Here is a 21,260-nt window from a genome sequence, read left to right on the forward strand (position 1 = left end):
GCCGGACGGCGGCTGTGGAACGCAGCCCGGCCCGACCGAGGGACGGGCCGCGGACCGGACGAGGGCATGAGCCCTCAGTTGAGGCTGCCCCCGGCGGCCAGGAAGTTGTCGATGGCACGTTGGAGCCGGTCGAGTGCGGCGCCGTACGACGTGAAGTCGCCGGTGCGCTGGGCGTCGCGCAGATCCGCCAGGGCGCTGTTCAGTTCGAGGACGGCATCGGTGAGCTGCTCCGGGGTCGGCTCTGCGGGCGGCGCTGTGGGCGGCGGCACCGTCGCGCCCTCCTCGGGTGGCGGAGCGGTCGCCGCAGGATCGGGGGGTGGCGGGGTCGCGGCGTCGCCGCCGGGCGCCGTCGCCATCCGGCCCGTCCCCGCACCGAAGACCTGGTCGAGGGCCTCGGCGAGGGTGGGTGCGTATCCGACGCGGACGCCGCCGGCGCTGGGTTCGCGATAGCTGACCAGCACTCGCGACAGTTGCGGGAAGGTCGAACCGTCGGCGGTGCTGGTGAGGCGTTCGGTGTACAGGGGCTCGACGTAGAGCACCCCGCCGTCCGCGATCGGCAGCGTCAGCAGATTGCCGTAGTGGATCCGATTGGACCGCTCGAGCAGGGTGCGTTCGGAGGCCACCCGGGTGTCGGAGATCATCGAATTCTGGGTCTGTTGCGGCCCCTGGGTCTGTGTGTCGGTCGGCAGCTGCAGCACCTCCATCCGGCCGTAGCCGTCCGGGTCGGAGTTCACCGAGATGTAGGCGGAGAGGAACTCGCGGTTGAACCCGACCATCGCGCTGGCGAGACGGAAGGACGGTGCCGCGCTCTCCCGGTCACCGACCAGCACGTAGTACGGCGGCTGCGACCCCACGGCCTCGGAGGTCGGGTCGCTGGGGACGGACCAGAACGCGTTGTTGGTGAAGAACTCCCGCGGGTCGTCGACGTGGTACTTGGCGAGCCGGTCCCGTTGAAGACCGAAGAGGTCCTCGGGGTAACGGAAGTGGGAGCGCAGTTCCGGGGTGATCGATTCCGGCGGTTGCACGGCGCCGGGAAAGGCCCCCATCCACGCCGCGAGCACCGGGTCGTTCGTGTCCACCTGGTAGAGGGTGACGGTGCCGTCGTAGGCGTCCACGGTGGCCTTGACCGAGTTCCTGATGTAGGAGACGGGCTCACCCGGAAGCAGCCGGCCGGTATCGCTGACGTGGGCGTCGGGCAACGCGCCGGCCTGGGCGTACGGGTAGTGCGCCAGGGTGGTGTACCCGTCGACGATCCAGACGATCCGTCCGTCCACGACCGCCGGGTACGGATTGCCGTCGGTGCGGAGCCACGGCGCGACCCGTTCCACGCGGGTCTTCGGATCGCGATCGAAGATGATCTTCGAGTCCGCTCCGATGGCGCCGGAGAACAGGATGTTGCGCTCGCCGTACCGGACCGCGAACGCCAGCCGGTTGATCCAGCTTCCGATCGGCACGCCCCCGCTGCCGGTGTAGGTGTACTGCGAGGTATCCGTATCGTACTCGCGCGGCGCCGCACCGGCGGACCCGCCGACAATCGCGTAGTCCGGGTCCGACGCCGCGATCAGCTCGCCGAAGTAGATGCGCGGCTGCTCGACCGGGATCAGTTGCCGACCGGAAGCCTGGGAAGCGATGTCACTGACCGTGTAGATGGGGTATCCACTGTCGCTGCCGCTTCCGGCCGCGGCTGCGTCCCGGACGGCGGCGTTGACCCGGTTCGCCGGCGCCGCCACGAATCCGTTGCCGTGGGTGTAGACGGTGTGCCGGTTGATCCATTGGGTCTGATTGCCGCTCAGGCTCTTCGGGGACAGTTCCCGGGCGGCGACAATGTAGTCGCCGACCTCCCCGTCGATGGTGTACCGGTCGATGTCCAGTTGCGGAGTGAAACCGTAGAAGTTCTTCAGCTGCTGTTGCTGGGTGAAGGTCCTCGAGAGCACGTTCGGGTCCAGCAGCCGGGCGTTGGCGATCGTGGTGACGTCGGCCGGGATCTCGCGCGGCGGCCGGGTTCCGACCCCGGGATAGTCGAGGTACTCGACGCGATCGGCCTCGATCCCGTACGCCTGCCTGGTCGCGGCGATGTTGCGCTCGATGTACGGGCTCTCGCGATCGGCCGCGTTCGGGCGCACCGAGAACTGCTCCGTGAGGGCCGGAAAGATCCCACCGACGACGATCGACGACAGGACCAGCAGCGCGGTTGCCATCAACGGCACCCGCAGGTCGTCCAGCAGGATCGAAGCGAAGAACGCTGCCGCGCACAGCACGGCGATCGCCACGAGGATCAGGCGAGCCGGCAGCACCGCGTTGATGTCGGTGAATCCGGCCCCGGTGAACGTCGGTTCCTTCCGGCCGCTCCACAGCAGCTGGTAGCGGTCGAACCAGTACGCGACCGCCTTGAGCGCGACGAAACTCCCGGCGAGCACGGCGATCTGGATTCGGGCGGCGCGCGTCGTCGCACCCGCCGCGCCGGTGGCACCACGACGGTCCCCGGCGCCGGTTGCGAACGGCAGCCGTAGTCCCCCGAAAAGGTAGTGGGTGGCCGTGCAGAGCACGAGTGCCAGGAACAGCGCGAGGAACGCCCACGTCAGCACGAGCCGGTAGAACGGCAGGTCGAAGACGTAGAACCCGACGTCGTACCCGAACTGCGCGTCGACGCTACCGAATGATCCGCCGTGGAGGAACAGCTGCACTCTGGCCCACTGACTCTGTGCGCTCAGGCCGAAAAACAGTCCCAGCAGCAACGGGATACCGATCGCGAACAGTTTCGGGCGCCTCAGCACCACGATCCGGTACCGCTCGATCGGATCGTCCGGGCCGACGGCGAACAACGGTCGCGATCGGTACGCCCACGCCGTCACCCCGAAGAGCAGACCGGTCACCACCAGCGTGACCGCGGCGAACAGCACCAACCGGGTCACGATGATGGTGCCCCACACTTCCCGGTAGCCGACCTCTCCGAACCAGAGCCAATCGGTGTACACCGCGATCAGCCGGGGTCCGGCGATCAGCAGAGCGAAGAGGACCAGAAGGGCGACGATCGCCCGATGCGCCGGGCGCGGCAGCAACCGCCCTGGTTCGGAGGGATGCACGTCCACCTCCGATCGCCCGCATGCACCGCGGCGGCCGGTGGACGGGGCCGGGTCCACACGATGCGGCCGCGATGTCCGTCCACCCATTCTAGGTGGGGGACATCACTCCGCCCAGGGAATCGCCGACCGGCGCCGATTCCTCCCGCACAGAACTGGGTCGTGCAGGCCCCGCCGGGTTCAGTGCTGGTAGACGTCAGGGATCCCGTCCTGGTCCTCGTCGAGAGACTCGAGCTCCGCGATCCTGCGGTAGGCGCGGTTCCGGGAGCGGAGCACCACCGACGCGGCGAGCGCCGCGGTGAGGGAGCCGACGAGGACCGCAACCTTCACGTGGTCGGCCGCGACGGTGCCGGCGCCGTAGGCGAGGTCTCCGATCAGCAGGGAGACGGTGAAGCCGATGCCGCCGAGCAGCGCGACGCCGAGCACGTCCAGCCAGCTCAGTCCCTCGTCCAGGTGGGCGCGGGTGAACCGGGCCATCAGGTAGGTGACGCCGAAGATCCCGACGACCTTGCCGAGCACGAGGCCCGCGACGACACCGACCGAGATCGGATCGCGGAGCGCCTCACCCAGGCCGTCGAGGCCACCGATCGTCACGCCGGCGGCGAAGAACGCAAAGATCGGGACGGCGACCCCGGCCGACAGCGGCCGGAGCCGATGCTCGAACTGCTCGGCCATAGCCTCCGTGCCGGTGCGCGTCCTGCGGGCGACGGGCACGGTGAAACCGAGCAGGACGCCGGCCACGGTGGCGTGGACACCGGATTCGTGGACCAGGAACCACGTGAGCACCGCCAGCGGCACCAGGAGCCACCAGGCCCGGATGCCGCGCTGCACCGCCACGGCGAACGCGAGCAGCGGGAGCATCGCGAGCCCGAGATACGCCAGGTCGAGCTCATCGGTGTAGAACACCGCGATCACGGTGACGGCGAGCAGGTCGTCGACGACGGCGAGCGTGAGCAGGAAGGTGCGCAGGGCCGCCGGTAGATGCGTCCCGATGACGGCCAGGATGGCCACGGCGAAGGCGATGTCGGTGGCGGTGGGCACCGCCCATCCGGTCAGCGCGTCCGCTCCGCCGCGCAGGTTCACCGCGACGAACACCGCCGCGGGTACCGCCATCCCTCCCACCGCTGCGGTGATCGGCACGGCGGCGCGCCGCAGGTCCCGCAGGTCGCCGGCGACGAACTCACGCTTGAGTTCCAGGCCGACGACGAAGAAGAAGATGGCCAGCAGACCGTCGGCCGCCCACGTCCCGAGTGACAGGTCCAGGTGCAGCGCGGACGGCCCCACCGTGGTGTCGCGGAGGCTGTGGTAGGCGTCGGACCACGGGGTGTTGGCCCAGACCAGGGCCGCGAGCGCGCCGATGAGCAGCAGGACACCACCGACGGTCTCCTTGCGGAGAATCTCGGCCACCCGCTTGGATTCCTCCCACGATCCACGGGAGAGCAACGGCAGGCGGGCGAAGGGTGTCGTCATCGAATGTCCTCGGATGTCGGGCAGCAGTCGTCGTCTGCCGACCAGACTTCCCGGCGCACCGGTTCCACCGTATCCCACCCGGCGCCCGGATCCGAGCCGAGACAGCCGGGATGCCCCGTCAGGGCGACGGATCAGGGTGACGGATAGGTGCTGATCGAGACCAGCGTCCCGTCCCCGCCCGAGGACACCGAGATGGAGGCGCCCTTCCCCGGCTTCCTGATCGTGAGACTCGTGCTGTAGGGAGTGACGCTCTCGGAGACCGTCTGCCAGCCCTCCCGGTCCACGAAGTCGAGGTAGAAGGTGCTGACCTGCTCGATCGGGTCGGACGTCGTCAGGACGGCCGAGCCGATCGCCCGGCTGACGAGCGTCGACGGCTGATAGGCCGGGATTCCATCCGTCGTCTCGGTGCCCTGTGCCTCGGTGCCCTGCGTCTCGGTACCCGCCGGCCCGGGCTCGGACTCGGCCGTGCCGGTCGGCGGGGCCGTTTCCCGGGCTGCCTCGGTGGTCGTCTGCGCCGACTCGCTCGGGTACGAGTCGTCGGTGCCGCATCCGACGACCGCGAGTGCCACTACCAGCGCCGCCGCGGCAGCCGGTACGACTCTCCTCGATGTTCGCATGTGCGTCCTCCTCCGCCGTTCCCACTGTGCACGGTCGGCAGGGATCGCGGGACGGATTCACCGCTTCGACGGACGCGGAGGACGGCCGAAGTCAGGCTCGCCGTGCGCCCCGTGGCGGCGGCTGGCACCGGGGGCAGCTGAACGACGAGCGGTTCATGAATTTCTCCCGCCGCACCGGCGTCCCGCACCGTGGGCACGGCAGGTTCTCCTGGCCGTAGACGTTCAGCGACCGGTCGAAGTATCCGGACTCGCCGTTGACGTTGACGTAGAGGGCATCGAACGAGGTACCGCCCTGGGCGAGCGCCTCGCCCATCACGCCGCGGGCCGCATCGAGCAGCCGCCGCAGGGTCGGCCCCCCGAGCCGGTCGGCCGCGCGGTTGCCGTGCACGCCGGCCCGCCACAGCGATTCGTCGGCGTAGATGTTGCCGATGCCGGACACGACGGTCTGGTCGAGGAGGACGCGCTTGATCTCGGTGTGCTTGCCGCGCAGCACCTTCACCACGGCGGCCGCGTCGAACGCCGGATCCAGGGGGTCGCGGGCGATGTGCGCGACGGGCTCCGGCAGGACGGCACCGTCGACCTCGACGAGCGGGGCGAGGGCCCAGCCTCCGAAGGTGCGCTGGTCCACGAACCGCAGGTCGGCGCCGTTGTCGAGAACGGCGCGGATGCGCAGGTGTTTCTCGTCCGGCACCGCCGGCGGCTGGACCAGCATCTGCCCGCTCATCCCGAGATGGACGACCAGTGCGACGTCGGCGGGTCCCAAGACGAGCCACAGGTATTTGCCGCGACGCTGGACGGCAGCCACGGTCTGCCCGGTCAGCCGCAGCGCGAGATCCCGCGGGCCGGGTTCGTGACGGCGTACCGCACGCGGGTGCAGCACCTGGACGGACTCGATGGTGGCGCCGCGGACGTGCGCGTCGAGGCCGCGGCGGACGACCTCGACCTCGGGCAGTTCGGGCACGTCGGGTCAGTTCTGGTCGGCGGCGGCGCCGGTGGGGGTGGCGTCGCTGTCGGACAGGCTCTGCCAGGCCGCGGCGGCGGCCTTCTGCTCGGCTTCCTTCTTCGTCCGACCCACGCCGACACCGCGGGCGTCGCCCGCGACGATCACCGTCGCGGTGAATTCCTTGTCGTGGTCCGGGCCGGTGGCGGTGATCTCGTACGCCGGCACGCCGACGCCTCGTTCCGCGGTCAACTCCTGCAGGCTCGTCTTCCAGTCGAGACCGGCGCCGAGCCGCGGACCCCGCTCGAGGAGTTCGGCGAACAGGCGCAGCACGACGGTGCGTGCGACGTCGATACCGTGCTGCAGGTGGACGGCGCCGAGCAGCGACTCCATGCCGTCCGCGAGAATGCTGGGCTTGTCGCGGCCACCGGTGAGTTCCTCACCTTTGCCGAGCAGCAGGTGCGGCCCGAGGCCGCCGTCACCGAGAGACCGCGCGACCTCGGCGAGGGCGTGCATGTTCACCACCGACGCCCGGATCTTCGCGAGTTCACCCTCGGACTTGTCCGGATGCGACAGGTACAGCTTCTCGGTCACGGTGAGGCCGAGGACGGCGTCGCCGAGGAACTCGAGACGCTCGTTGGTCGGCAGGCCACCGTTCTCGTACGCGTAGGAGCGGTGCGTGAGCGCAAGCGTCAGCAGCTCCGGATCCACATCGACACCGAGGGCGGCGAGAAGGGACGCGTGTTCCCCTTCGCCGCCCTCGGATGCGGTGGTCGAATCGCTCGTCACGATGTCTCAGAATTCGAGAACTAGACGGCAGCGGTCACCTGACGGCCGTTGTAGGTGCCGCAGGACGGGCACGCCACGTGCGGCAGCTTCTTCTCGCCGCAGCCGCGGTTCGGGCAGGTGACGAGCGTCGGCGCAGTGGTGTTCCACTGGCTCCGCCGCGACCGGGTGTTCGAACGCGACATTCTGCGCTTGGGGACGGCCACGTCTACTTCTCCTCGTTGTTCTTGCTGTCGGATGCACTGCTGGGTTCTTCGGAGCCTGCGCCGAAAGCGGCTGCCAACCCAGCCCAGCGAGGATCCATTCTCTCATGCCCGTGCCCGGATTCCGCAATCGCCAGGCGAATGCCGCATTCGGGGCACAGTCCCGCACAGTCGTCACTACACAACGGCCGCAGCGGAAGCTCCAGTCCGACGGTGTCGACGATGACCGGCTCGAGGTCGATCGTGTCGTCCACCAGGCGGTAGACCTCGTCCTCGTCGGTGGTCTGCTCCGTGACGCTGTTCGGGTAGGCGAACAGCTCCGTCAGGTACAGCTCCACCGAGTCCTCGAAGGGCTCGAGGCAGCGCGAGCACTCGCCGACTGTATCGGCACGGACGGTCCCGGTGACGAGGACCCCCTCGGACACCGCTTCCAGCCGGAGATCGAGTTCCACATCCGTGCCTTCCTCGATCGCGATCGAGTCGAGTCCGATCCGCAACGGCGCAGGTACCACCGTGTGGACCGTGCGCATGGAGCCCGGACGGCGTCCGAGCGAGCGTACGTCCAGCACGAGACCCGAATCCCGGTCGGGATGCTGGGGGCTGTGACGGCGGGCAGACACGGGAATGCTACTTCCTCTTTCCAGGTGACGGACGCCGCCCCCACGGGGCGACTGGGCAACCACTCCACGATACGCGACGGACCCGGGCGCGACGAAATCGCCCGGCGCGGGAGCCGGATGCGTCAGCGGCGCCGCTCGGACCGGCGTTCGGCCTCCGTGTAGTCGGGCACACCGGCGCCCGTCCGCAGCTGCTGCCGGCCGCGGCCCACCGACCGCAACGTCGTGCCGAGCACGTCTTCGAACTCGGCGAGCTTGGAATCGACGTACTCGTCGCATTCCGACCGCAGCCGATCCGACTCGGCGTGGGCGGCATCGATGACCCGCGCGGATTCGGCGTGGGCGGCCTGCACGACCTCCGTCTGCGACACCAGACGGGCCTGCTCGGCCTCGCCGTCGGCGACCGACCGCTCGTACGAGGCCTTGCCCGCCTCGATCATGCGGTCGGCCTCCGCCTGCGCGCGGGCCGTCACGGACTCGTACTGCTCCTTGGCGTCGGCGATCGTGTCGTCGGCCTCGGCCTGGGCGTCGCGCAGCAGATCGTCGGCGTGGGCGCGGGCCTCCTGCACCATCCGGTCCGCCTGTGCCTTCGCGTCGGCGAGCATGCGGTCCGCGTCGGCGCGGGCGTTGTCGAGGGTCTCGCGGGCCTCCGCGTCGGCGTCCGCGACGGTCTTGTCGGCCTGGGCCCGCGCGTCGCCGATGAGCTTGTCCCGATGATCCAGGACGTCCTGCGCGTCGTCCAGTTCGGCCGGCAACGCGTCGCGGACGTCGTCGAGCAGGTCCAGTACGTCGCCGCGTGGGACCACGCAGCTCGCGGTCATCGGGACACTGCGTGCTTCCTCGACGATCGCGACCAGCTCGTCGAGTGCCTCGAATACCCGGTACACGCCCAACCCCAATCATCGTCCCGGCGCGGCCGGTGCGACCGCCGCCGGATGCAAGTCTGCCGCAGGTGCCGCCGGAGTCGCGCATCGCGGACCCGGTGTGTCGGCGATCGAACAGGCGGGGTCAGCCTCGGCCGCTGTGCCGGATCAGCGCTTCGCCGCTGTGCCGGATGAGCGCTTCGCCGCTGTGCCGGATCAGCGCTTCGCCGCTGTGCCGGATCAGCGCTTCGCCGCTGTGCCGGATGAGCGCTTCGCCGCTGTGCCGGATGAGCGCTTCGCCGCCGTGCCGGATCAGCGCTTCGCCGCTGTGCCGGATCAGCGCTTCGCCGCTGTGCCGGATGAGCGCTTCGCCGCTGTGCCGGATGAGCGCTTCGCCGCCGTGCCGGATCAGCGCTTCGCCGCTGTGCGCTCCGCGATCCGCGCGAGCAGCCGCTTGTGCACCGTCGCGGGGAGCATGTCGGCGACGTCGCCGCCGTAGGTGGCGACCTCCTTGACGAGAGAGCTCGACAGGTAGCTGTAGGCCGGGTTGGTCGCGACGAACAGGGTGTCGACGCCGGTGAGCTTGTGGTTCATCTGCGCCATCTGCAGCTCGTAGTCGAAGTCGTTGGCGCCGCGCAGGCCCTTGACGATGGCCGTGATGCCGTGGGCGCGTGCATAGTCCACCAGCAGGCCCTGCCAGGAGTCGACGCGCACGTTGCCCAGGTGGGCAGTGGCTTCGGTGAGCATCTCGATGCGCTCGGGAACCGAGAACATTCCCTGCTTGTTGGGGTTGATCACGACGGTCACCGTCACTTCGTCGAACTGCACGGCAGTCCGAGAGATGACGTCGAGGTGGCCGTTGGTCACGGGGTCGAACGAACCGGGGCAGACCGCACTGCTCATGAGTCCGAACCGTAGCAGGTAGCGATCTCGATCCGGGTCTCGCCGTACTTGCGAACGCGGTCCGGTTCGAGGGCCTGCGGCCACACCGTCTCCGGCGAGCGGGAGGAGCGTTCGAGCACCACCACCGAGCCCTCCCCCACCCAGCCCCCGTCGACGAGGGCGGTGAGCATCGCGGACACCGCCTGCTCGGTCACCGCGTACGGCGGATCGGCGAGCACGAGGTCGTAGACCCGGTCCGGGGCACCGCCGAGCACGGCGGCGACCGGCGCAGCCCGCAGCACCGCCGGCAGACCGAGTTCGGTGATGTTGCGGCGGATCACGGCGGCGGCCTGCGCGTCGGACTCGACGAGCAAGGCGTGGACGGCGCCCCGGGACAGCGCCTCGAGCCCGAGCGCGCCGGAGCCGGCGTACAGGTCCAGCACCGACGCGCCGTCGAGCTCCATCCGGGCCGTGAGCGAACTGAACAGCGCCTCGCGGACCCGCTCCGAGGTGGGCCGGGTCCCGCGGGGCGGCACCTTCAGGCGCCGCCCCCCGGCCCGGCCGGCCACGATCCGGGTCATCGCACCGTCCCGGAGAACCGTCCGATCACTCCGCGCTCTCCTCGGTGGACACGACGACCAGCAGGTCGCCGCCCTCCACCTGGGACACGCCGGCGAGGGCGACGCGGGTGACGGTGCCGCCACGCGGCGCGGTGATCGCGGCCTCCATCTTCATCGCCTCGATGGTGGCGACGGTGTCACCGGCCGCGACGCGGTCGCCCTCGGCGACGAGGAGGGTCACGGCGCCGGCGAACGGCGCGGCGACGTGCCCGGGGTTGTTGCGGTCGGCCTTCTCCGCGGCCGGAACCTCGCTGGCGACGGACTTGTCGCGCACCGAGACCGGGCGCAGCTGCCCGTTGAGGATGCACATCACGGTCCGGAAGCCGCGCTCGTCCGGCTCGGAGATCGCCTCCAGCCCGATCAGCAGCTCGACACCCTTGTCCAGGCGCACCCGGTGTTCCTCACCGCGGCGCAGACCGTAGAAGAACTGGTTGGCGGACAGCTCCGAGGTGTCGCCGTAGCGGTCCCGGTGCTCGAGGAACGCCTGGGTCGGACCGGGGAACAGCAGCCGGTTCAAGGTGGCGCGCCGCTCGCTGGAGGTGTCGTCGAGCGCCTTCTCCTCCTCGGAGGTCAGCGGCACCTCGGGCTTGGGGGCGCCGCGGCCCTCGAGGGCCTTGGAGCGGAACGGCTCGGGCCACCCGCCGGGCGGGGTGCCGAGCTCGCCGCGCAGGAATCCGACCACCGAGTCCGGGATGTCGTAGCGGGCCGGGTCGGCCGCGAACTCGTCGCTGGCGACGCCGGAACCCACCAGGTGCAGGGCGAGGTCACCGACCACCTTCGACGACGGAGTGACCTTGACCAGCCGGCCGAGCATCCGGTCGGCCGCGGCATACTTGGCCTCGACCTCCTCGAACCGGTCGCCCAGACCCAGCGCGATGGCCTGCTGCCGCAGGTTCGACAGCTGCCCGCCGGGGATCTCGTGGGTGTACACCCGGCCCGTCGGGGCGGGCAGGCCCGATTCGAACGGCGCGTACACCTTGCGCAGCGCCTCCCAGTACGGCTCGAGGTCGCACACGGCCTGCAGGTCCAGACCGGTGTCGTACTCCGAGTGCGCGGCCGCGGCGACGATCGCCGACAGCGCGGGCTGGCTGGTGGTGCCGGCCAGCGCGGCGGAGGCGCCGTCGACGGCGTCGGCGCCGGCCTGCCACGCCGCGAGGTACGTCGCGAGCTGACCACCGGGGGTGTCGTGCGTGTGCACGTGCACCGGCAGGTCGAAGTTGCTGCGCAGCGCCGAGACCAGGGTGGCGGCCGCGGGTGCGCGCAGCAGCCCGGCCATGTCCTTGATCGCCAGCACGTGGGCCCCGGCCTCGACGATCTGCTCCGCCAGGCGCAGGTAGTAGTCGAGGGTGTAGAGCGTCTCGCCGGGATCGGAGAGGTCCCCGGTGTAGGACATCGCGACCTCGGCCAGGGCGGTGCCGGTCTCGCGGACCGCGTCGATCGCCGGCCGCATCTGGTCGACGTTGTTCAGCGCGTCGAAGATGCGGAAGATGTCGATGCCGGTGTCGGTGGCCTCCCGCACGAACGCGCGGGTGACCATCTCCGGGTACGGGGTGTAGCCGACCGTGTTGCGGCCGCGCAGCAGCATCTGCAGGTTGATGTTCGGGATCGCCTCCCGCAGCGCCGCCAGACGCTCCCACGGGTCCTCGTGCAGGAACCGCAGCGCGACGTCGTAGGTGGCGCCGCCCCACGCCTCGATCGACAGCAGCTGCGGGGTCATCCGCGCGACGTGCCCGGCGACGGTGAGCAGATCCTTGCTGCGCACGCGCGTCGCGAGCAGCGACTGGTGCGCGTCGCGGAAGGTGGTGTCGGTGACGGCGAGGGCCTTCTGCTCGCGCAGCGCCTTCGCGAAGCCGTCCGGGCCGAGGGCGAGCAGCCGCTGCCGCGAACCCTCCGGCGGGGCGACGTCGAGGTCGATCTTCGGCAGCTTGTCGTGCGGGTACACCGTCGTCGGGCGCTCGCCGTGCGGCTTGTTCACCGTCACGTCGGCGAGGTACTCGACGATCTTCGTGCCGCGGTCGGCGGAGGTCTTGGCGGTCAGCAGCTGCGGCCGCTCGTCGATGAACGACGTGGTGACGTTCCCGGCCCGGAAGTCCGGGTCGTCGAGCACGGCCTGCAGGAAGGGGATGTTCGTCGACACGCCGCGGATGCGGAACTCGGTGACCGCGCGGCGGGCGCGGGCGACGGCCGTGGGCAGGTCGCGGCCGCGGGCCGTGAGCTTGACCAGCATCGAATCGAAGTGGGCGGAGACCTCGGCGCCGACGGAGGTGCCGCCGTCGAGTCGGATCCCGGCGCCGCCGGGCGTGCGGTACGCGCTGATGCGGCCGGTGTCGGGCCGGAAGCCGTTGGCCGGATCCTCGGTGGTGATGCGGCACTGCAGCGCCGCCCCGCGGATCGCGACCTTGTCCTGCGACAGGCCCAGGTCGGTCAGCGACTCACCGGAGGCGATGCGCATCTGCGCCTGCACGAGGTCGACGTCGGTGATCTCCTCGGTGACCGTGTGCTCGACCTGGATGCGCGGGTTCATCTCGATGAAGACGTGGTTGCCGCGGGAATCGAGGAGGAACTCGACGGTGCCGGCGCAGCTGTAACCGATCTGCTTCGCGAACGCGACGGCGTCCGCGCAGATCCGCTCGCGCAGCTCGGGGGCGAGGTTCGGTGCCGGGGCCAGCTCGATGACCTTCTGGTGGCGGCGCTGCAGCGAGCAGTCCCGCTCGAACAGATGCATCACATTGCCCTGGCCGTCGGCCAGGATCTGCACCTCGATGTGCCGGGGATCGACCACCGCCTGCTCGAGGAACACCGTGGGATCGCCGAACGCCGCATCCGCCTCCCGGGACGCCGCCTCGATCGCCTCCCGCAGCTGGCCACGCTCGGCCACGCGCCGCATGCCACGCCCGCCACCGCCGGCGACGGCCTTGACGAAGATCGGGAACTCCATGGACTCGGCAGCCGCGAGCAACTGCTCGAGATCGGCCGACGGCTCCGACGACGCCAGCACCGGCAGACCCGCCGCCTTGGCTGCCGCGATCGCCCGCGCCTTGTTTCCGGTCAGCTCCAGCACGTGCGCCGACGGACCGATGAAGGTGATGCCCTCCGCCGCGCACGCCGCCGCCAGGTCCGGGTTCTCGGACAGGAAACCGTAGCCGGGGTAGACCGCGTCGGCGCCGGCCTTCTTCGCGGCGGCGACGATCTCCGCCACGGACAGGTACGCACGGACCGGATGCCCCTGCTCCCCGATCTGGTAGGCCTCGTCGGCCTTGAGCCGGTGCAGGGAATTGCGGTCCTCGTACGGAAACACCGCGACGGTCCCGGCACCCAGTTCATAGGCGGCGCGGAACGCGCGGATCGCGATCTCGCCTCGGTTGGCGACAAGCACTTTGGAGAACATTGGACGACGGTACCGCGACGTAACACTCCGTTCGGCGTCCGCATCCCAGATCGTGGGACGGATGCACGTCTTTGTCCGACTGAAACGATGCAGGTCGAGGGATCCTTAACGTGCCGGAAACGTCGCGGGTGCGGCGGGCGTCACCTCACAACGGCGCTGCGCCCGGCGTGCGCGGAACGTAACCTCACGACTTCTCGAGATACGCGACCCGTTCGGTGTCGAGCGCGGCCGACACCATGCGGGCCAGACCGGGGTGTTCCTCGAGCCGCGGATCGCGGTCGGTCACGGCGCGGGCGAAGGCCTGCGCGGCCGCGATGACCTCGACGTCGTCGACGAGCGAGAGCATCCGCAGCGTCGAGGTGGTGCCCGACTGGGCGACACCGAGCACATCGCCCTCGCGGCGCTGCTGCAGGTCCAGCTGGGCGAGCGCGAATCCGTCGGTGGTCGCGGCGACGGCCTCGAGGCGGGCCATGGCGGGCGCGCCGGGCTTCGAATCCGACACGAGCAGGCACAGCCCCGGATGCCCGCCCCGGCCCACCCGGCCGCGCAGCTGGTGCAGCTGGCTGACCCCGAACCGGTCGGCGTCCACGATCACCATCACCGTCGCGTTGGGCACATCCACGCCGACTTCGACGACGGTGGTGCACACCAGCACGTCGATGTCCCCGGCGGCGAAGTCGCGCATCACCGCGTCCTTCTCGTCCGCGGGCAGTCGCCCGTGCAGCAACCCGACCCTCAGGTGGGCCAGCGGGCCGCCCGCGAGCTCCTCGAACTGCTGGAGCACCGACTTCGTCTCGGGCGGCTTGCCCCTGCCCCCGCGCCCGCCGGTCGTCTCCGCCTCGTCGAAGCCGACCAGGTCGGCGTCCTCGTCGCTGTCGCCGTCGCCGATGCGCGAGCACACCACATACGCCTGCCGGCCCGCCGCGACCTCTTCGCCGATGCGTTCCCACGCGCGCGCCACCCAGCTGGGATGCACCTTCGCCGCCACGACCCGGCTGGTGATGGGCGACCGGCCGCGGGGCAGTTCCCGCAATGTGGACACCTCGAGGTCGCCGAGGACGGTCATCGCGATGGTGCGCGGGATGGGTGTCGCCGTCATGACCAGCACGTGCGGGCTGGCACCGTCGCGGCCGCGGTTGCGCAGCACGTCGCGCTGCTCCACGCCGAACCGGTGCTGTTCGTCGACGACGACGAGGCCGAGGTCGTAGAACTCGACGCCCTGCTGGATCAGCGCGTGGGTGCCGATCACGAGCCCCGAGTCGCCGCTCACGATGTCGAGCAGGGCCTGCCGCTTGCGGGCCGCGCTCATCGAGCCCGTCACGAGGGTGACCTTGGTGGCCAGCTCGTGGGCGGCGAGTTCGCCCGCCGCGGCGAGATCGCCGAGCATCTTCGCCAGCGAGCGCGCATGCTGGGCGGCGAGCACCTCGGTCGGCGCGAGCAGTGCGCACTGGTGTCCCGCGTCGATGACCTGCAGCATCGCCCGCAGCGCCACGATCGTCTTGCCCGAGCCGACCTCGCCCTGCAGCAGCCGGTTCATCGGGTGCGATCCGGCGAGGTCCGCCGCGATCTCGTCGGCGACCGCGAGCTGCCCGGCGGTCAGTTCGAACGGCAGCCGGCGATCGAACTCGTCGGCGATGCCGCCGCTGCGGCGCGGGCACGCCGGGGCCGTGCGCACCGCGACGTCGTGGCGGCGCCGGGCGAGGACGAGCTGCACCGCCGCGGCCTCGTCGAACCGCAGGCGCTCCCGGGCGGCGGTGACGTCGTCCCGGTCGTCGGGCAGGTGGATGCGGCGCAGCGCCTCGTCCAGCCCGATCAGGCCGTGCTCGCCACGCACCCACTCGGGCAGCGGGTCGTCGACGGTCTCGAGCTGATCGAGGATCTGCCGCACGCAGCGCATCACGGTCCACGACTCGACGTCGCGGGTTGCGGGGTACATCGGGATGAGGGCCCGATCGAAGATCGACATGTCGATGCCGCCGTCGCCCTGGGCACTGCGGGCCATGCCGGCGAGCGCGCCGGCGCCGCGCACCCGGGTGGGCCGCGGGGCCGCGCCACCGATCTCGGGGCCGCGAGGCTCGGGCAGGATGATGTAGCTCGGGTGGGCCAGGCTCCACTTGTCGCGGAAGTACTTGACGGTGCCGGAGAACATGCCGCGCACCCCGGGCTTGATGTTGTACTTGACCTTCTGCGGGTTGAAGAAGGTGACGTCGATCTTCTGCCGGTCCGATTCGAGCACGACGGCGAGCCGGGTGCCGGGCCGGCTCTTCATCCGCACCTCGTCGGCCCTGGCCACCCGCGCGATGATCGTCACGTGCTGGCCCTCGACCGGTTGCGAGTCGCCGAGCTCGGCGCCCTGGGTGGCGTACCGGTGGGGATAGTGGCGCAGCAGGTCCTCGACGGTGGTCATGCCGAACGAGTCGGCGAGTGCATCCGCGGTCTTGCGGCCGAGAAGATGATCGAGTCGGTCCGCGAGTGTCGCCACTGCCGTCCTCTCCGCTCCGATCGACGCCGGGGGGCCGGCGTCCGACTGTTCCTGTGCCGGCTACTCCACACCGAGCTGCAGCAGGTCGCTGCGCTGTCCCCCGTGGTACACCAGCACCTCCACCTCGGGGTGGCGGTCGTTGACGTGCCGGGTCAGTCGCTCGGCGAGTCCGTCGGGCGCGTCGAAGCCGACGAGCATCGTCACGAGCTCTCCGCCCGCGGCGAGCACCTTGTCGAGCAGCGACGCTCCCGCCGTCACCAGATCATGCTCGATGACTACGACATCATGACCCGACAGGCCCAGGCTGTGCCCCGGCTCGCACGTTCCCACCCAGGTCAGGGCCCGCTCGTTCGCGATGCGCAGCGAGCCCCACCGGGTCGCGGCGGCCGCTTCGGACATGGCGAAGGCGTCGTCGGCGGCCTCGCGGCCCGGGTCGTGCACCGCAAGCGACGCCAGTCCCTGCACCATCGACGAGCAGGGCAGGAACATCACCTCGCGCCGGTGGTCGCGGGCCGCCGCGCCGACCGCGACGAGTTCCTGGGCGGGCAGCGCACCGTTGGGCAGGACCATCACGTCACGGCTGCCCAGCCGGCGGATCGCGTCGAGCAGGTGCCGGCGGGTGATCGGATCGTCCGCCCGCACGATCGCCGCGCCCTCGGCTTCGAACAGCTCCGCTGCCCCGTCGCCGGCCACGACGGCGAGCACCGAGCGGCTTCCGGCCCCGGAAGCCACCGGGCCGACGCCGATCCGTTGCTGTGCCTCCAGCGCGAAGCACGTGACGGTGACCTGGTGCAGCCGCCCGGCCTCCAGGCCGGCCTCGACGGCAGCGCCCGCGTCGCAGCAGTGCACGTGCACGGACCAGGTGCCGGCGCCGTCGCCGACGACGGCGACCGAGTCCCCGAGGGCGTCGAGGCGGGTACGCAGGGTGTCCATGCGGGCGGTGTCGGAGCCCTCGACGAAGTACATGACCTCGAAGTCCTGATCGCCGCCGTGGCGGGGTTCGTGCCCGTTGTGCCCGCCGCGCCGGGCGGGAGCGCCGGGCTTCGACGTCGCGATCGGTGCCCGGTCCGGACGCCGGCCCGACACCGTCTCGACGAACGCGTCGAGCAGCAGGAGCAGACCGAGGCCCCCTGCGTCGACGACGCCGGCCTCGGCCAGCACGTCGAGTTGCGCGGTGGTGCGCTGCAGGGCCTCGGCGGCGGCGTCGGCCGCTGCGGTCGCCACCGTCACGAGCGAACCGGAGCGGCCGGCCGCGTGCGCGCCGTCGGCGGCCGCGTGCAGCACGCTGACGATGGTGCCCTCGGCGGGGCAGCTCAGCGCGCGGGTGACGAGGTCTGCGGCGTGCCGCCAGGCGCGCCCGAGTGCGGCGCCGTCGACGACCACGGCCCCGTCGAGGGCGTCGGCCAGGCCCCGCAGCATCTGCGCGAGGAGGACACCGGAGTTGCCGCGGGCGCCGTGGAACGCGCCGCGCGCCAGGGCGCCGACGATCGTGGCGACGTCCTCGGCGTCCGCCGCGGAGGTGTCGAGTTCGGCCGCCGCGGAGCGCAGGGTGACGAGCAGGTTGGTACCGGTGTCGCCGTCGGGGACGGGGAAGACGTTGAGGCTGTTGATCTCGTCGCGTCGCTCGGCGAGCGCCCGCAACCCGAGATCCACCCATCGGCGCAGGGCAGTCCCGTCGACTGCTTCCCCGACCTCGAGCACCTGCTTCCCCCCTTCGCCACCACGCAACCGGTGACGCAAGGGTAGCGGTGCCCCCGTCGGACGGCCGGTTTGGCCATTGCCACCCCCACCCGCTACGCTTGCAGGGTTGCCTCGCACGGATGGCGGACGCCTCCTCGTGTTCGCAGGCCGACGAAGACACGAAAATATCCACTACTCACCAAGGAGTTCGCGACTATGGCTGCCGTCTGCGACGTATGCGCCAAGGGCCCCGGCTTCGGTAAGTCGGTCTCGCACTCGCACCGGCGTACCAACCGTCGTTGGAACCCGAACATCCAGAGCGTGCGCGCTCAGGTTGCCCCGGGCAACACGCGTAAGGTCAACGTGTGCACCTCCTGCCTCAAGGCGGGCAAGGTCGTTCGCGGCTGATCCCCGGTTCGGCATACGAGGCCCCGGCGTTGCGACGCCGGGGCCTCGTCGTGTTCCGCCATCGTCGCCGTGACCCCGTACCCGCCGGGCGGGGCGACCGGTAGGGTGCCCCGGGTGACCGAATCAGTACTGTCCCACGTCCGCCTCGAGGACGGCGTCCTGCGCATCGCCGTGGCGACCGCCGAGCGCGGCACGTCCCTCTCCCCCGCGGGCATGGCCCAGGGCGTCGAGGCCCTGCGCACCGCCGGCCCCGAGGTCGGCGCCGTCCTGCTCGTCGGTGAGGGTGCCAACTTCTGCGCGGGCGGCGACGTCCGCGCCTTCGCTTCCGCGCCCGACCGCGGCGAGTTCGTCGGCGACGTCGCACGCCTGTTCCACGACTTCGTCCGCGCCCTCGACGCGGCCCGCGTGCCCGTGGTGGCCGCCGTCCAGGGCTGGGCGGCGGGCGCGGGCATGAGCATCGTGCTGCACGCCGACATCGCGCTCGGGGGCCCCTCGACGAAGCTGCGGCCGGCCTACCCGTCGATCGGGTTCACCCCCGACGGTGGCATGTCGTGGACCCTGCCGCGCATCGTCGGAGTCGCCCGGGCGCGGGAGATCATCCTCACCGACTGTGTCCTGAACGCCGACGAGGCCGTGCGGCTCGGGGTGCTCAGCCGCCTCGTCGCCGACGACGAGGTGCCCGGCGAGGCGATGCGGGTGGCCCGCACCCTCGCGAACGGCCCCACCGCCGCCTACGCCGGGATCCGGCAACTGCTCGCCGATTCGGCGGGGCGGTCGCTGTCCGAGCAGCTCGACGCGGAGGCCGCGGCGATCGCGGCGGCCGCGAACGGCCCGACCGGTATCGAGGGTGTCGACGCGTTCGTCGAGAAGCGGCGCCCCGACTTCGAGTCGATTCGCCGCGGCTGAGCCACGCCCGTTCAGGCCAGGCGCCAGTCCACCGGGTCCCCGCCCTGCTCGGTCAGCAGCGCGTTCGCGCGGCTGAAGGGGCGGGACCCGAAGAACCCGCGGGAGGCCGACAGCGGCGACGGGTGCGCCGACTTCACGGTGGGCACGTCGCCGAGCATCGGTTCGAGGGTGGCCGCGTCGCGGCCCCACAGGATCGCGACGAGCGGCGCGGTGCGGGCGACGAGCGCCCGGATCGCCTGCTCGGTCACGCTCTCCCAGCCCTTGCCCCGATGCGACGCCGGCTGGCCGGGTTGCACCGTCAGGACGCGGTTGAGCAGCAGCACCCCCTGTGCCGACCACGGTGTGAGGTCGCCGTTGGGTGGTGTCGGCAGGCCGAGGTCGTCGCTGTATTCGCGGTAGATGTTGGCCAGGCTGCGCGGCACCGGACGCACCTCCGGCGCGACCGAGAAGCTCAGTCCGACGGCATGACCCGGCGTCGGATACGGGTCCTGGCCGACGATGAGCACCTTCACCCGGTCGAACGGCTGGGTGAAGGCCCGCAGCACGTTCGCGCCGGAGGGCAGGTAGCCGCGTCCGGCGGCGTTCTCGGCGCGCAGGAAGTCGCCCATCGCGGCGATGTCGGCGGCAACGGGAGCCAGCGCCCGCGCCCAGCCTTCCTCGACGATCTCCGGCAGGGGTCGTACAGCCATCGGTGGTGCCCGGCCCCTCAGTCGATCCTGCGCAGCGCGCTGCGGTAGTACTCGGCGTTCGCCGCGTACATCTTGGCGTTGGCGTCGACGTGGCCCTCCGGCACCTCGTAACCCTCCCGGATCTTCGCGGGTACGCCGATCGCCATGGACCGCGGCGGCACCTGGAAACGCGGGGCCACGAGCGCGCCGGCCGCGACGATCGCCCCGTCGCCGACGGCGGAGCCGTTGAGCACGAGCGAACCGGACCCGATCAGGCAGCCGTCGCCGATGGTGGAGCCTTCGATGTGGGCGTTGTGGCCGACCACGGTGCCGGCGCCGATGACGGTGGCGTCGACGGCGGTGCAGTGGATGATCGTCCCGTCCTGGATGTTGCTCTCGGCGCCGACGACGATCCGGCCGTAGTCACCGCGCAGGACCGCGGTGGGCCACACCGAGGCGCGGGCGCCGAGGGTGACGTTGCCGATGACCACCGCATCGGGGTGGACCCAGGCGTCGGGATGGATATCGGGCACACGGTCGCCGAGCGCATACACAGCCATGCTGTGAAACCTATCTCGAGAAGCTCTGCCAGCCTCCGGGACCCGGCCGGCCGTGGCCGTCGACGGTGACGCCGCCGCCCTCGCGCACCGTGCCGACGGGCCGCCAGCCCGCCGGCAGCGGCACGTGCGGCGGGAAGCACGCGGCAAGGGCGTGGTCCTCGCCGCCGGTGAGCACCCACTCCCATACGTCGGCCCCGAGTTCCGCGGCGGCGGCCCGCAGCTCGGCGCCGGGTTCGAGCAGCTCGCGCGAGACGTCGATCGCGACGCCGGATGCGGCGGCGATGTGCCCGAGGTCGGCGAGCAGGCCGTCGGAGATGTCGGTCGCGGCGTGGGCGCCGCCGGCCGCCGCCGCGGGTCCCGCGGCGTACGGGGGCGCCGGCACCTGGTGGGCGGCCACCAGGTCCGGGTGGCCGGCGAGGCCGGCGGTGAGCACGGCCAGCCCGGCGGCGGAGCGCCCGGTGGATCCGGCCAGCGCGACGGTGTCGCCGGGCCGGGCCGCAGACCGCAGGAGCGGCGCGCGCCCGTCGAGGTCGCCGAGGACGGTCACCGCGACGATCAGTTGCGACGCCTGCACCAGGTCGCCGCCGACGACGCCGGCGCCGAGCCCCTCCGCGGCCTCGCCGATCCCGGCGGAGACACCGTCGAGCACGTCGACCGGGGTGTCCGGCGGGCAGCCGAGCCCGACGAGGAAGGCGGTGGGGCGCGCGCCCATCGCGGCGACGTCGGCGCCGTTCTGGGCGACGGCCTTGCGCCCGACGTCGTGCGGGGTGGACCAGTCGAGCCGGAAGTGCCGGCCCTCGACGAGCATGTCCGTGGAGACGGCGACGCGCCCGTCGGCGGCGGCGACGAGGGCCGCGTCGTGGCCCGGTCCGACGAGCGTGGTGGCGGGCTGGCGACGCCCGGCGACCGCACGGTCGATCACGGGGAACTCGCCGAGGTCGGCGACGGTGGGGCCGGTGCGGTCGGGCGCGGTGATGCGGTCCTCCCGTTCGTGGGTCGGTGGGGTGCGGGCGTCGGTGGTCACGGTAGTTTCGACCACGCTACCGTCCCCGCAAATTCGAGAGATTATGACCGAGCCGACAGTCTCCCC

19 protein-coding genes are annotated in these 21,260 nt (G+C 71.4%); 3 read left to right on the plus strand and 16 right to left on the minus strand.

The annotated features are described in order from the left end of the window. Window positions 1-74: 74 nt before the first annotated feature. The 8 genes from G6039_RS18135 to G6039_RS18170 form a co-directional block, all read right to left on the minus strand. Complete coding sequence (locus G6039_RS18135) at window positions 75-3,089, minus strand: UPF0182 family protein (RefSeq protein ID WP_043800042.1); 3,015 nt, start codon at window positions 3,087-3,089, stop codon at window positions 75-77. Window positions 3,090-3,260: 171 nt separating this feature from the next. Further along, the gene (gene nhaA, locus G6039_RS18140) at window positions 3,261-4,487 is read right to left on the minus strand and encodes a Na+/H+ antiporter NhaA (protein WP_037201635.1); all 1,227 of its coding nucleotides are present in this window, start codon (window positions 4,485-4,487) and stop codon (window positions 3,261-3,263) included. 194 nt (window positions 4,488-4,681) lie between these two features. Beyond that, a complete protein-coding gene (locus G6039_RS18145; protein ID WP_006933635.1) occupies window positions 4,682-5,167 on the minus strand; it encodes a hypothetical protein in 486 nt (161 codons plus the stop codon). Between the two features lie 91 nt (window positions 5,168-5,258). Further along, complete coding sequence (gene mutM / locus G6039_RS18150) at window positions 5,259-6,128, minus strand: bifunctional DNA-formamidopyrimidine glycosylase/DNA-(apurinic or apyrimidinic site) lyase (protein WP_029543172.1); 870 nt, start codon at window positions 6,126-6,128, stop codon at window positions 5,259-5,261. 6 nt (window positions 6,129-6,134) lie between these two features. Continuing rightward, a complete protein-coding gene (gene rnc / locus G6039_RS18155; protein WP_029543170.1) occupies window positions 6,135-6,896 on the minus strand; it encodes a ribonuclease III in 762 nt (253 codons plus the stop codon). 20 nt (window positions 6,897-6,916) lie between these two features. After that, entirely contained in the window at window positions 6,917-7,099 is a 183-nt protein-coding gene (rpmF, locus tag G6039_RS18160; RefSeq protein ID WP_003939052.1) for a 50S ribosomal protein L32, read from the minus strand. A 2-nt stretch (window positions 7,100-7,101) separates the two neighbouring features. Continuing rightward, window positions 7,102-7,716, minus strand: a complete 615-nt coding sequence (locus G6039_RS18165; RefSeq protein WP_006933624.1) for a YceD family protein — start codon at window positions 7,714-7,716, stop codon at window positions 7,102-7,104. 122 nt (window positions 7,717-7,838) lie between these two features. Continuing rightward, window positions 7,839-8,600 (minus strand): DivIVA domain-containing protein, encoded by a 762-nt coding sequence (locus tag G6039_RS18170; RefSeq protein WP_006933622.1) that lies wholly within the window; start codon window positions 8,598-8,600, stop codon window positions 7,839-7,841. Between the two features lie 97 nt (window positions 8,601-8,697). On the opposite strand from G6039_RS18170, the gene G6039_RS18175 reads away from it, so the two are divergent. Beyond that, window positions 8,698-9,075: a hypothetical protein gene (locus G6039_RS18175; RefSeq protein WP_164528092.1), complete on the plus strand. Its 378-nt coding sequence runs from the start codon at window positions 8,698-8,700 to the stop codon at window positions 9,073-9,075. Here the strand turns inward: G6039_RS18175 and coaD are convergent. The 5 genes from coaD to G6039_RS18200 all read right to left on the minus strand — a co-directional run bounded on the left by coaD (window position 8,985) and on the right by G6039_RS18200 (window position 17,649). Beyond that, complete coding sequence (gene coaD, locus G6039_RS18180; protein WP_006938042.1) at window positions 8,985-9,479, minus strand: pantetheine-phosphate adenylyltransferase; 495 nt, start codon at window positions 9,477-9,479, stop codon at window positions 8,985-8,987. The two genes, G6039_RS18175 and coaD, sit on opposite strands and share 91 nt — an antisense overlap. Further along, window positions 9,476-10,162, minus strand: coding sequence for a 16S rRNA (guanine(966)-N(2))-methyltransferase RsmD (gene rsmD / locus G6039_RS18185; RefSeq protein ID WP_255326740.1), 687 nt, complete (start codon window positions 10,160-10,162; stop codon window positions 9,476-9,478). The genes coaD and rsmD overlap by 4 nt, the downstream gene beginning before the upstream one ends. Beyond that, a complete protein-coding gene (locus G6039_RS18190) occupies window positions 10,065-13,466 on the minus strand; it encodes a pyruvate carboxylase (RefSeq protein WP_006938037.1) in 3,402 nt (1,133 codons plus the stop codon). The genes rsmD and G6039_RS18190 overlap by 98 nt, the downstream gene beginning before the upstream one ends. A gap of 184 nt (window positions 13,467-13,650) precedes the next feature. Next, entirely contained in the window at window positions 13,651-15,948 is a 2,298-nt protein-coding gene (gene recG, locus G6039_RS18195) for an ATP-dependent DNA helicase RecG (protein WP_043796604.1), read from the minus strand. A 60-nt stretch (window positions 15,949-16,008) separates the two neighbouring features. Next, window positions 16,009-17,649 carry a DAK2 domain-containing protein gene (locus G6039_RS18200; protein WP_043796602.1) on the minus strand — a complete coding sequence of 547 codons (1,641 nt, stop codon included), beginning with the start codon at window positions 17,647-17,649 and terminating at the stop codon, window positions 16,009-16,011. A gap of 195 nt (window positions 17,650-17,844) precedes the next feature. Here G6039_RS18200 and rpmB point away from each other — a divergent pair, with 195 nt between their 5' ends. Next, a complete protein-coding gene (gene rpmB, locus G6039_RS18205; RefSeq protein ID WP_003939060.1) occupies window positions 17,845-18,036 on the plus strand; it encodes a 50S ribosomal protein L28 in 192 nt (63 codons plus the stop codon). Between the two features lie 114 nt (window positions 18,037-18,150). Next, window positions 18,151-18,942, plus strand: a complete 792-nt coding sequence (locus G6039_RS18210) for an enoyl-CoA hydratase-related protein (RefSeq protein WP_043796601.1) — start codon at window positions 18,151-18,153, stop codon at window positions 18,940-18,942. 11 nt (window positions 18,943-18,953) lie between these two features. On the opposite strand, the gene G6039_RS18215 is transcribed toward G6039_RS18210, so the two are convergent. From G6039_RS18215 to G6039_RS18225, 3 genes are read right to left on the minus strand one after another with little or no spacing between them, the layout of a single operon-like run. Beyond that, window positions 18,954-19,631 carry a uracil-DNA glycosylase gene (locus G6039_RS18215; RefSeq protein ID WP_006938032.1) on the minus strand — a complete coding sequence of 226 codons (678 nt, stop codon included), beginning with the start codon at window positions 19,629-19,631 and terminating at the stop codon, window positions 18,954-18,956. A gap of 17 nt (window positions 19,632-19,648) precedes the next feature. Next, window positions 19,649-20,170 (minus strand): gamma carbonic anhydrase family protein, encoded by a 522-nt coding sequence (locus G6039_RS18220; RefSeq protein WP_006938031.1) that lies wholly within the window; start codon window positions 20,168-20,170, stop codon window positions 19,649-19,651. A gap of 10 nt (window positions 20,171-20,180) precedes the next feature. Next, window positions 20,181-21,146, minus strand: coding sequence for a thiamine-phosphate kinase (locus tag G6039_RS18225; RefSeq protein ID WP_152103938.1), 966 nt, complete (start codon window positions 21,144-21,146; stop codon window positions 20,181-20,183). Window positions 21,147-21,260: the final 114 nt, after the last annotated feature.

Source organism: Rhodococcus aetherivorans, assembly GCF_011058165.1.
GTDB lineage: Bacteria > Actinomycetota > Actinomycetes > Mycobacteriales > Mycobacteriaceae > Rhodococcus > Rhodococcus aetherivorans.